General features: G+C 65.5%; 6 protein-coding genes and 1 pseudogene. 2 read left to right on the plus strand and 5 right to left on the minus strand.

Going from position 1 to position 12,481, the window contains the following annotated elements; translation table 11 throughout:
• Position 1: 1 nt before the first annotated feature.
• The 4 genes and pseudogenes from ACV1FX_RS08295 to ACV1FX_RS08310 form a co-directional block, all read right to left on the minus strand.
• Positions 2-892: pseudogene (locus ACV1FX_RS08295) on the minus strand (NAD(P)-dependent oxidoreductase); the annotation flags it as partial.
• A protein-coding gene (prfB, locus tag ACV1FX_RS08300; RefSeq protein ID WP_473117055.1) for a peptide chain release factor 2 occupies positions 877-2,008 on the minus strand; the annotation gives its coding sequence in 2 pieces (ribosomal slippage) (positions 877-1,938 and positions 1,940-2,008; 1,131 coding nt in all). The gene prfB and the pseudogene ACV1FX_RS08295, both read right to left, overlap by 16 nt.
• Before the next feature lie 111 nt (positions 2,009-2,119).
• Positions 2,120-4,618, minus strand: coding sequence for a penicillin-binding protein 1A (locus tag ACV1FX_RS08305; protein ID WP_473117056.1), 2,499 nt, complete (start codon positions 4,616-4,618; stop codon positions 2,120-2,122).
• 279 nt (positions 4,619-4,897) lie between these two features.
• Positions 4,898-6,208 carry an N-acetylmuramoyl-L-alanine amidase gene (locus ACV1FX_RS08310; RefSeq protein WP_473117057.1) on the minus strand — a complete coding sequence of 437 codons (1,311 nt, stop codon included), beginning with the start codon at positions 6,206-6,208 and terminating at the stop codon, positions 4,898-4,900.
• A gap of 721 nt (positions 6,209-6,929) precedes the next feature.
• Here ACV1FX_RS08310 and ACV1FX_RS08315 point away from each other — a divergent pair.
• A complete protein-coding gene (locus ACV1FX_RS08315; protein WP_473117058.1) occupies positions 6,930-9,977 on the plus strand; it encodes an Rne/Rng family ribonuclease in 3,048 nt (1,015 codons plus the stop codon).
• Positions 9,978-10,043: 66 nt separating this feature from the next.
• On the opposite strand, the gene ACV1FX_RS08320 is transcribed toward ACV1FX_RS08315, so the two are convergent.
• On the minus strand, positions 10,044-10,724 hold the full coding sequence (locus ACV1FX_RS08320; RefSeq protein ID WP_473117059.1) for a helix-turn-helix domain-containing protein: 681 nt from the start codon (positions 10,722-10,724) through the stop codon (positions 10,044-10,046).
• Positions 10,725-10,932: 208 nt separating this feature from the next.
• Between ACV1FX_RS08320 and ACV1FX_RS08325 the strand changes: the two genes are divergently transcribed.
• Positions 10,933-12,429 (plus strand): amidase, encoded by a 1,497-nt coding sequence (locus ACV1FX_RS08325; protein ID WP_473117060.1) that lies wholly within the window; start codon positions 10,933-10,935, stop codon positions 12,427-12,429.
• Positions 12,430-12,481: the final 52 nt, after the last annotated feature.

The following is a 12,481-nucleotide window of genomic DNA, read 5'->3' on the forward strand; positions in this document are numbered from 1 at the left end:
CCTATTTCGGCCGCGACACGAGCTCGATCATCTTGCCCTCGTCATCGTCGGGCATCACGGCTTTCGCCCGCGCATAAGCCTCCACAGCAGCGCGGCCGACCAATGGCTTGTCGGCGAGCAGGCTTTCGGCGAGCTTTACCGCGTAGTCCGCATCCTTGTGCCGCAGCGCCGATGTGAATGTCGCGCCGCTGAAATCGCGGGCGACCATGCGCTTGGAGTGGCGCAGCACCTGCGGGCTTGCGGCGACGCCGGCCTGGATCGACTCCAGCACGAGATTCATGTCGAGCCCGGCCTGCTCGGCGATCGCAAGACCCTCGGCGAGCCCTGCGATCTGGATCGCGCCCATGAGGTTGTTGATGAGCTTGTAGACCGTGCCCGATCCCACCGCGCCGAAATGGCGGATGGCGGAACCGATCGGCTCGAGGAACGGTCGGGCGCGTTCGAGATCGGCGCTGTCAGCGCCGACCAGCAAAGTCAGCTTTCCCGCTGCAGCCGCGTCCGGCAGACCGGTCACGGGGCAGTCGATGTAGATGAGCCCCCGCTCCTTCAATTCGTGCGCCATCCGGCGCGCATGATCATACGAGACCGTGGAGCACTCGATCGCGATCGTGCCGGCCTTTGCCGTCTTCGCGGCGCCGCTCCGACCAAGCCATATGCTGCGCGAAGCCTCATCGTCGGCGACCATGGTCACCACGGCGTCCGCATCGATCGCGGCGTCCTCGGGCGAGGTCGTCCAGCGCGCGCCGCGCGCGATCAGGTCTTCCGCCTTGGCCTTGCTGCGATTCCAGAGCGACACGGTGAAGCCGGCATCGAGATAGCGGCCGGCCATGCCGTGGCCCATCCGCCCAATCCCGATGAAGGCGACGCGCGGCATGATCAGTCGACGTCCTCGATCTCGCCGCTCGTGGTGCCGAAGGCGCGCTGCGCGAGCGTTGCGGCCATGAACTCGTCGAGATCGCCGCCGAGCACACCCGACGTGTCCGAGGTCTGCACGCCCGTGCGCAGATCCTTCACCATCTGGTAGGGCTGGAGCACGTAGGAGCGGATCTGGTGGCCCCAGCCGATATCGGTCTTGGCGGCCTGATCGGCCGCTGCCTTCTCCTCGCGCTTCTTCAGCTCGATCTCGTAAAGGCGTGCACGCAGCATGTCCCAGGCCTGCGCGCGGTTCTTGTGCTGCGAGCGGCCGGCTTGGCAGACCACTGCGACACCTGTCGGGATATGCGTCAGCCGGACCGCGGATTCGGTCTTGTTGACGTGCTGACCACCGGCACCGCCCGAACGCATGGTGTCCGTGCGGACGTCGGATTCCTTGATGTCGATCTTGATGCTGTCGTCGATGACCGGGAATACCTGCACGCTCGAGAACGAGGTGTGCCGCCGCGCATTGGAATCGAACGGCGAGATGCGCACCAGACGATGCACGCCGGCTTCGGTCTTCAGCCAGCCATAGGCGTTGTGGCCGGAGACCTGGATGGTCGCGGATTTGATGCCGGCCTCTTCGCCCTCGGACTCTTCGAGGTACTCGACCTTGAAACCGTGCGTCTCGGCCCAGCGCGTGTACATGCGCAGCAGCATCTGCGCCCAGTCCTGGCTTTCGGTACCGCCGGCACCGGCATGGACTTCGAGATAGGAATCGAAACGATCGGCCTCGCCCGACAGCAGCGCCTCGAGCTCGCGCCGCGCGACTTCCTTCTTGAGGGCTTTAAGCGCCGCTTCGGCCTCGGCGACCACGCCTTCATCGCCCTCGGCCTCGCCGAGCTCGATCATCCCGACGTCGTCTTCGAGCTCCTGCTCGACTTTGCCGATGCCGCTGAGCGAATCCTCAAGCGAGGTGCGCTCCTGCATCAGCTTCTGGGCCTTCTGCGGATCGTTCCAGAGATTGGGATCTTCTGCGAGCTTGTTCAGCTCAGCGAGGCGCGCCGTCGATTTCTCGACGTCAAAGATGCCTCCTCAGCAGCCCGACTGACTGCTTGATCTCTTCTACCAACCGTTCGATTTCGGCGCGCATGTCGTTCTCTGGTCTCGCGGAATTGTCCGCGTTCAATGAAATGGGGATGTAGCGGCGGCGGCTGCAAAGCGCAACCGCCGGAGCTTTGGATCGCCAGCTTTATCCTGAACCCTAATACAACCCGCCGGTGCCTGGCCGCATGAAGAAGCCGGAATCGGGCGGCGCCTGCTGCGGGCCGCGGCCGTCGGCATCAGCAACGCCGATAACGGAGTAGTTATCCGGCGGCGCCGTTCCAGGCTTGAAGGCTTCCAGGATCGTGCCGCCGGTCTCGCCGGGGCCAGCGCGCATGCCGGTCTTGGCGACGACGCGGATCAGCTTGATGCCGGCCGGAACCTTGAACGGGACAGCCGGCTTGTCGGCGAGCGCGAGCTTGAGGAAATCGCGCGCGATCGGCGCCGCCAAATGGCCGCCGGTCGCCGCATTGCCCCTGCCGAGCGGGCGCGGTTTGTCGTAGCCCATGTAGATGCCGACAGCGATGTCCGGCGAGTAGCCGACGAACCAGGCATCCTTGGCCTCGTTGGTCGTGCCGGTCTTGCCGGCAATCGGCTTGCCGACTTCCTTGACGACCGTTGCGGTACCGGCCTGGACGACGCCTTCCATCAGCTCGGTGATCTGATAGGCGGTCATGGCGTCGAGCACCTGCTCGCGGCGATCCACAAGCTGCGGCTCTGGCTGGTTCTTCCAGCCGCCCGGTGCATCGCAGCCGCGGCATTCGCGCTGGTCGTGCTTGAAGATGGTGTGGCCGTAGCGATCCTGAATGCGGTCGATCAGGGTCGGCTTCACGCGGCGCCCGCCATTGGCGATCATCGAATAGGCCGTGACCATGCGCATCGCCGTCGTCTCGCCGGCGCCGAGCGCGAACGAGAGATAGTTCGGCAACTCGTCATAGACGCCGAAGCGGCGCGCATACTCGCCGATCAGCGGCATGCCGATGTCCTGCGCAAGGCGCACCGTCACCGTGTTGAGCGACTGCCGCAACGCGTTACGCAGTGTCACCGGTCCCTGGTACTTGCCGTTGGAGAAGTTTTCCGGTCGCCAGACGCCGCCGCCCTGCCCCTGGTCGATCTCGATCGGCGCGTCGACCACGACGGTCGACGGCGTGTAGCCGTTGTCCAGCGCGGCCGAATAGACGATCGGCTTGAACGACGAACCGGGCTGCCGATAGGCCTGTGTGGCGCGGTTGAACTGGCTCTGGTCGAACGAGAAGCCGCCGACCATCGCGAGCACGCGGCCGGTCCAGGGATCCATCACCACCATCGCGCCCGAGACTTCGGGAATCTGGCGGAGGCGGTACTGGCCTTCAACCGGTTGCCCCTCCTTGGTGTAGAGCGGATCGGCGTAGACCACGTCGCCGGGCTGGAGCACCTGCGACACCGCGGTCGGCGCCTTGCCCTTCGCCGGTCCTGAGGCGGCCCTTGCCCACCGCACGCCGTCGAGCGTGATAATGCCCGTCTCGCGCTGCTTGCTGACGGCGCCGCCGAGCTCGCGCGCGGGCTGGAAGCCGAGACGCGCCGACTGGTCGCTGGTTTCGAGCACCACCGCCATGCGCCAGGGCGAGATGTCGGAGAGCGACTTGATCTCCGCAAGCTTGACGCCCCAGTCGCCGGAAATGTCGAGCTTGCTGATCGCACCGCGATAGCCCTGCTGCTCGTCATAGTTCACGAGGCCCGTGACCATGGTCTTGCGGGCCATGACCTGGATCTTCGGGTCGAGCGTCGTGCGCACCGAGAGGCCGCCCTCATAGAGCTTCTTCTCGCCATAGCGCTCGAAGATGTCGCGGCGGACCTCCTCGGCAAAATATTCGCCGGCAAAGGTGTGCGCACCGTTGGAACGGTTGGTGACGACCAGCGGCTCCTTGCGCGCCTTCTCGGCATCAGCCTGCTTGATCCAGCCGTTTTCCTGGAGGCGGTCGATCACGTAGTTGCGGCGCTCGATGGCGCGGTCACGGTTGCGCACCGGATGCAGCGTCGCGGGCATCTTGGGCAGCGCCGCCAGATAGGCCGCTTCGGCGACGGTGAGCTCGTTCACCGACTTGTCGAAATAGACGAGCGATGCCGCGGCAATGCCGTAGGCGCCGAGGCCGAGATAGATCTCGTTCAGATAGAGCTCCAGGATCTTGTCCTTGGAGTAGGTCTTCTCGATCCGCATCGCCAGCAAGGCTTCCTTGATCTTGCGGGCGAACGACACTTCGTTCGTCAGAAGGAAGTTCTTGGCGACCTGCTGGGTGATGGTGGAAGCGCCCTGCGGACGACGGTTAGAGCCGTAGTTCTGCAAGTAGAGCAGTCCGGCACGCGCCATGCCGGTGTAGTCGATGCCACCATGCTCGTAGAAATTCTTGTCTTCGGCCGCGAGGAAGGCGTTGATCACGAGCTTCGGCACCGCCTGGATCGGCAAATACAGCCGGCGCTCCTTGGCGTATTCGCCGAGCAGCGAGCCGTCGACCGCGTGCACGCGGGTCATCACCGGCGGTTCGTAATCCTGAAGCTGAGAGTAGTCGGGCAAGTCCTTGGAGAAATGCCAGATCAGGCCTGCCACGGCCCCGACGCCCACCAGGAACATCACGGTTCCCGCGGCGAACAGGAAGCCCATGAACCGTATCAGCAAGCGCATTATCTGTTTATCCGTTCAAACCTTGAACAACCATGGACCCATCCATGGAACGATTCTTGGCGCCGGCAATAGGCGCCTCCCCAAGTCGCGAAATTAACCAACGTACCAGATTACATCACTTAAGAGCTTCATCTAAGAGCTTCGTCGGGCCCGGCTCCAGGCTTGGGCCCCACACGCTTGCCGCGGGGGTCATCGATTCCGCAATCCCCTTGGCAGTTTTTATAGAGCGCCCGCTGTGGCCAAACTAGGGCTTTGCGGAGCCTGCCAAAACCCCCTTTTTCAATTGGCGGACCCGGCAGTTGCGAGTCTTTTGGCCAAAAAGGCGTCGATAGCCTGGGCCATCGACGTCACAGTCCGGGAACGCCAGCTCTCGGAGACCAGATGCTCAAGGTCTCCTTTATTGGAGACGTACCCCAGTTCGACCAGCACCGAAGGAACATCTGGTGCCTTCAGCACCCGGAAACCTGCTGACTTCAGGGGATGCTTGTGCATCCGTACCGTCGTCTTCATCTCGCCCATCAAGAGGTGGGCGAAACGGTTTGAAAAAGTGCGCGTTTCCCGCTGGGCGAGGTCGATCAGGATGTCCGCGACGTCGGCCGGTTCATCGGACAGATTGACCCCGCCGATGGCGTCGGCCTTGTTTTCGGCCTCCGCCAGCCGCGCGGCTTGCGCGTCGGAAGCCTTGTCCGACAGCGTGTAGATGGTGGCGCCCTGGGCGTCGCCCTCGGCACGCGGCAGTGCGTCGGCATGGATCGAGACGAACAGCGCCGCATTGATGGAACGGGCAACTTTGACGCGGTCGTTGAGCGGGATGAAGGTGTCGTCGTCCCGCGTCATGACCACGCGATACTTGCCGGTCTTCTCCAGCCGGTCGCGCAGCGCCAGCCCGAAGGCAAGCACCAGGTTCTTTTCGCTCTCGCCGCTCGACTGCGTACCGTTGTCGATGCCGCCATGGCCGGGATCGATCACCACCACGGGACGCGAATCCGTCGGTGCCGCCGGTTTTTGCTGGGTCGGCTCGGGCACAGGAGTTGCCGTCGGCGCTGGCGTTGGGGGCGCATCAGTTGCCGCCGGACGCAGAGCGGCCCGGCTTTCCGGCGCCACCGACTGCACGAAAGCCGCGCGATCGACCTCCTCGAGCTCCAGCACCAGCCGGGCCGGCTGGTCGTTGGCGGCCTCGAGCACGTAGGAATTGGCGATCCTGGCCGGGCCTGCGAGGTCGAGCACGATTCGCGAGCCGCCCGGCATCACGAGGCCATAACGGAACGCCTTGACCAGCCCGCGCCCGGCCGTCCCGGTGCCGGCAGGGAGCTGGAAATTGATCTGGGGAACATCGACCACCACCCGGTACGGGTCCGCAAGGGCAAAAGCCCGGAACGTAATGGTCTGGTCGAGATCGAGAATCAGGCGGGTCTGCCTGGAGTCGCCGGCCAGGCGCGCCGCCGAGACGACCGGGAAATTCGACCCCGAAACGGCAGCCTGCGGCTGGTTTTCCGCGGCCGCGACGGGCCTGGAATCAGAGCATGGCAATGCCGCGGCGCACAGCAGCGCACATCCCAGCAAAATCAGATGATTTGCGCGGCTCGCCACCGATTCCGTGCCTCCGAGCAGCCCTTCTAACGCAATAGAACCGCAGGGTTAATCAGTCACTAATGACGAAATGACCAAATCTCTCCAAGTGTGACCGGCGCGCGACGCCTGCCCCGACGCTCCCTTGCACCAACGTCGCATTCCTCGTATGTACGAACTGCTGACGGCCAATATTTTTCGGTTGTGTCGCTCTCAGCCTCCCGGTGCAGCGCCGGAACTCTCAAGGTTTGAGGATTCCTGCGTTTTCCCCCCTCCTTCACGGCCAGCGCGGCGCGCGGCAGCGAGGTTGGACGGGTCAAGGCTCCGGTGGCGCCGGTCCCAGGTTACCACCATTTCCAGGGACGGCTTTGACAGGCGGCGTAGCCCGTAACCCGGCTCCTTAATCCCAAGGACCGGCGGTGTTCCCAAGGGGCGAGCGCTTTCGCGCCACACCCTGGCCAGCAGCAACTGATTAAGGGGCGGCGCGCTCGCCGCCCAATGTTTCATACGGGCCGACGCTTGATGCGCCAGACTGTGCCGACCAAAACTGAGAGACAATTCGCGACATTGCGGAGCGAAACTTCCGCGCGCCGCGTTGTCCTCTCGGCTTCCGGTTCGGCGCGGCGCGAGCGAGGGCGTTTCGGCCTTCCCCTCACCCCCGAATCAGGTGGACCGTCGCGTCACCCGGCAGCGCTCATCGCGCCCACGGTGAATCGCGCCCGCCGCCGCCAAGAGTCAGAATATGCCCAACAAGATGTTGATCGATGCCACCCACCCGGAAGAGACCCGGGTCGTCGTGGTCCGCGGCAATCGCGTCGAAGAGTTTGATTTCGAGACCGCGCAACGCAAGCAACTGCGCGGCAATATCTACCTCGCCAAGGTCACACGGGTCGAACCGTCCCTCCAGGCCGCCTTCGTCGAATATGGCGGCAACCGCCACGGCTTCCTCGCCTTCAGCGAAATCCATCCCGACTACTACCAGATCCCGGTTGCCGATCGGCAGGCGCTGATCGAGGCCGAGGAGCAGGCTCATCGCGAGGCCGAGGAGGAGAACGAGAACCGTTCCCACAACCGCCGCCGCTCGCGCCACCGCAATGCCCGTCGCCGCAGCCATGGCGAGCGCGTCCAGAGCGATATCGTCGAGGGCCTCGATGCCGGCGCTGATCCCGTTGCCCAGCCATTCGAGGACGGGGTGTTGCCTGAGAACGCCGAGGGCGCTGTCCACGAGGGTGAGCATCTGCACGCCGAAGCGGAGCATCACGACGCGTTCGAGGCTCATGACCACGATCATGATGAGCATGAACAGGACGATCACGATCACGCACATGATCACCATCATCATGATGATGGCGAGCACGATCATGAGCACGACCATGCCGACGAGGCGCCTGCGCCTGTTGCGGCAGTCGGGGCCGAACCTGTTGTCCCGCCCGAAGTAGCCGAGCCGCAGGAGGCCGCCGCCGAAACGCCGGCACCCGAACACCATGCCGAGGCGCTGGCGGAAGCCGTGGCCGCCGCGATCGAACCCGCCGATGCCGTGTACGCGGTCGGTGAAAGCGCGGAGGCGCCGCATCCCGAAGCCTCTCCCGAAGACGACGCCGAGGATGGCGAGGACGGTGAAGAGGCCGAAGAGGAAGTCGTCGAGTCCGTCGGCGGCGACGACGTGCTGGAAGAAGTGCCGGAGCGCACCTTCCGTCCGCGCCGCCAGTACAAGATCCAGGAAGTCATCAAGCGCCGCCAGGTGATGCTGGTGCAGGTCGTCAAGGAAGAGCGCGGCAACAAGGGCGCCGCGCTGACGACCTATCTGTCGCTCGCCGGCCGCTATGCCGTCCTGATGCCGAACACCGCACGCGGTGGCGGCATCAGCCGCAAGATCACCAGCGCCCAGGACCGTTCCCGCCTGAAGGAAGTGGTGCAGGATCTCGACGTGCCCGAAGGCATGGGCATCATCCTGCGCACGGCGGGCGCCTCCCGCACCAAGCCCGAGATCAAGCGCGACTTCGAATATTTGATCCGGATGTGGGAGACGGTGCGCGACCTGACGCTGAAGTCACAGGCCCCGACCCTCGTCTATGAAGAAGGCTCGCTGATCAAGCGCTCGCTGCGCGACCTCTATAACAAGGAGATCGACGAGATCCAGGTTGCGGGCGAAGGCGGCTACCGCGAAGCGCGCGACTTCATGAAGATGCTGATGCCGGCCAATGTCAGCGCGGTAAGGCAGTATCGCGACGGCCAGCCGCTGTTCTCGCGCATGGGCGTCGAGAGCCAGTTGGATGCGATGTTCTCGCCGACCGTGCAGCTCCGCTCCGGCGGCTACATCGTGATCAACCAGACCGAGGCGCTGGTCTCGATCGACGTCAACTCGGGTCGCTCGACGCGCGAGCACCATATCGAGGACACCGCGCTCAAGACCAATCTGGAAGCGGCCGAAGAGGTCGCGCGCCAGCTTCGCCTGCGTGACCTCGCCGGCCTGATCGTCATTGATTTCATCGACATGGACGAGAAGCGCAACAACCGCGCGGTCGAGCGTAAGCTGTCCGATTGCCTCAGGCAGGACCGCGCGCGCATCCAGGTCGGCCGCATCTCGCATTTCGGCCTCTTGGAGATGTCGCGCCAGCGCATCCGCGCCAGCGTGCTCGAGAGCTCGACCGATCCCTGCCCGCACTGCGGCGGCACCGGTCACGTGCGCTCGGTTTCGTCCGTCGCGCTCCAGCTCCTGCGCGGGCTCGAAGAGATCCTGATGAAGGGCGCGACCCACAATCTGGTGGTCCGCACCCGTACCGACGTCGCGCTCTATGTGCTGAACCACAAGCGCGGCCATCTGCGCGACCTCGAGAACAGCTTCAAGGTCACGCTATCGATCATCGCCGACGCCTCCGTCAGCGGCCCGCAGGCCTATGTCATCGATCGCGGCGAACAGGTGCACACGCTGGAAGCCGCCAAGGCGCTGCTTGCGGCGCAGGCCGCAGCAAGCCCGCCGCCGGCGGTCGAGGACGCCTATGACGACGAGGATGGTTTCGATCTCGAGACCGAATCCGAGGTCGAGACGGACGAGACCGAGGGTCTCGGCGAAGAACAGGCTGCGGGCGATGCGGCCCCCGAGCAGGACGGCCAACGCCGCAGGCGCCGTCGGCGTCGTCGTGGCCGCGGCGGCCAGCGCGAGGGCGAGCTTCGCGAGGACAACGCGCCCACCGTTCCCGAGCCGACCATTGCTGCAGGCGAGTCCGACGAGGAGGCCGATGCGGAGCAGGAAGGCGAAGAGACCGAGGAGCAGCTCGACCAGGCCCGCGGTGAGCAGGGCGGCGGCGAGCGCCGTCGCCGGCGTGGACGTCGCGGCGGTCGCCGTCGGCGCGGCGGTGGCGAGGACGGTCTTGCCGGTTCGATTGGCGACGAGCTGAGCGCCAATCCGCTGCCGGAGGCGACGGAAGCGGTCGCCGATTTCGACGGCTTCACGCCCGAGGCGTCGCCATCGATCGCGCAGACCGAAGCCACCGATCAACCGTCGGCGCCGCAGCCCGAGGAACCCGCCGAGCTGCAGGCTCCCGTCGGGCCGGCTGCCACGGATGAAAACGCATCCGAGAGCGACAAGGCGGCGCGGCGTCGTTCGACCGTGCGTGAAAAGGTGAGCTTCTTCAGCAGCCAGCCCGAGCCCGCTGCCGAGGTCGCGCCGGCGGCCACCGAGGTTACGCCTCCGGCAGCCGAGCCCGCGCCAGAGGCCGCAGTCGAGACACCGGCGCCGCAGCCGCGTCGCGCCGGCTGGTGGTCCCGCCGCTTCGGCGGCGGCGAATAGGCCAGACGCTTAGGCAAACAAAAACGCCCGGCCAAGCCGGGCGTTTTTCGTTTGGATCAACCGTTGCTACAGCGGCGGCAGGTCGTCGAGCGGCGGCGTCTCGCGTGCGGCAATCTGGCGGAGCTGGTCGTAGAGGTCGGGCGCTTCGCTGGTGCAGAGACAGACGCCCTTGGCGGTGGTCGCTTCGCCGGCGTTGAGGTAGGCGTGGCCCATGGTGCTGTCGAGATAGATGCCGTCACCCTCGTCCAGGATCTCCGGCGCGTAGAACTCGGTGTGCACGGCGACGCGGCCGCTCGTCACCAGGAAATACTCCTCGCCGGCATGGCGCAGCAGCGGTCCGAACTCCTCCAGCGAGCGCGCGCGGACCTCGGCCAGAATCGGCACCATGCGTTTGCCGATCAGGTCGGTGCATTGATAAGTGTAGGTGTAGAACTTCGTTGTGATCACCTGCCCCTGCCCGGCCCGGCTGAGGCTGCGCCGGGCGGTTACCGGCCGGTCGCGCCCGGGTCGCACCGGGATCGCCGGGTTGAACAGCTCGGCGATTTCCATCTTCAGGCCCGAGGTGAGCTGCACCAGCTTGTCGTACGTCAGTGACATCAGGCCGTTCTCGACCTTGGACAGGGTCGAGAGCGCCATGCCTGTCCGCTCCGCCACCTGCTTGAGCGTCAGGCCACGCGCCTGGCGGGCGGCCTTGAGGCATTGGCCGAGCTGGGAATTGGCTCCTTCGGGCGTCGTGATCTCGCTCATGCAGCAAGCCTATCACGGCGACTGAAAAATTGTTGGCCGATCGGCCTAAACTTTATGGCTCGGTTTACGTCGGAAAGTTCCATCTGGTCACCCAAAGGGCAACTTTCTCAGCATTTGTGCACGAAACGCCTCGCCATGGCGAAAATTGGTGCGCAGACGCCTCTTTCCGATATGCTAAATCGTTTTCATAATTTGAAAGGGATTGGCATTGTCCGAGCTTTGCGATTCCAGCGCCATCGAGCTGCGCCGCCTGCTGGCCGCACGGGCGATCTCTCCCGTCGAGCTGCTTGAGGCCTGCCTGTCTCGCATCGCCGCCACCAATCCCGCCGTGAACGCCGTCGTGACGCTGGACGAACGCGGCGCACGCACCGCGGCCAAGGAAGCCGAGGCCGCGATCCTGCGCGGCGAAGATCACGGCGCCCTTCACGGCCTCCCCGTTCTCATCAAGGATACCCAGGACACCGCCGGGCTACGTACGACCTATGGCAGCCCGCTGCTCCGCGATCACGTTCCAGCCGGTGACCAGGCGTCCGTCGGGCGGCTGCGCGCGGCCGGCGCGATCATCTTCGGCAAGACGAATACGCCAGAATGGGCGGCCGGCGGCAACACCCGCAACCCCGTGTTCGGCGCGACCGGCAATCCCTTCGACCCCATGTGCTCGGCGGCGGGCTCTTCCGGCGGCTCGGCGGTGGCGCTCGCCTGCGGCATGGCTCCGCTCGCCTCTGGCTCCGACACCGGCGGCTCCTTACGCAATCCGGCGGGCTTTGCCGGTATCGTCGGCATGCGTCCCTCCTACGGCCTCGTGGCGAGCGAGAAGCGCGCCTTCGGCTGGTCGAACCTGTCTACGGACGGACCGATGGCCCGCAATGTCGCCGACACCGCGCTGATGCTGTCGGTGATGGCGAGCGACGATGCGCGCGATCCGCTCGCCTACACCCTGCCCGGGGAACCGTTGCGCGGACGCGCCGAACGCTGGACTGCCCCGCGCCTCGCAGAGCTCGGCAAGCTGCGCGTCGCCTTCACCGAAGACTTTGGCTTCGCCCCGACCGAGCAGGCGATCCGCCGCGTGTTCCGCCACCGCGTGAGCAAGCTGGCGCCGCTGTTTGCCGACTGCCGCGAGGCAACGCCGGATTGCTCGGGCGCAGACGATGCGTTCGCGGTGCTGCGCGCAAGCCTGTTCCTGGCGATGCATGGCAAGAACTACAAGGAGCGTCCGGAGATGCTTGGCCCCAATGTGCGGGCCAATGTCGAGGAAGCCCTGAGCTACACGCTGGAAGACTACGGGCGCGCGGCGACCACGCAGACTAAGATCTATCGCGCCTATCAAAGCTTCTTCGAGGCTTGCGACGTACTGATCAGCCCGACGATCACGCTGAGCCCGCGGCCCTGGTCGGAGCTCTATCCCGCCGAGATCGACGGCGCACCGACCAAATCCTACTTCCACTGGCTCGCGCTCGCCTATGCCGTGACGCTTCCAGGCCATCCCGCACTCAGCCTGCCGCTCGGCGTCGATGAAGCTGGCCTGCCCTTCGGCCTTCAGATCGTGGGCCCGCGCGGCGGCGACGCCATCGTGCTCTCCGTCGCCGCGAGCATCGAGGCCGCATTTGCCAGCGACCCGCAACTCTGCCGCCCGATCCCCGATCTGGCGCGGCTCGCCACGGCGCCGCCACTCTCGGCCGCGCCCGGCTTCCTCACCTGGGAATGACCCCACAGCAGAGTTAGCAGCGCCACCGGACCGCCGGCGAAACGGAGATTGA

The sequence above is a fragment of the Bradyrhizobium ingae genome, from assembly GCF_055791185.1.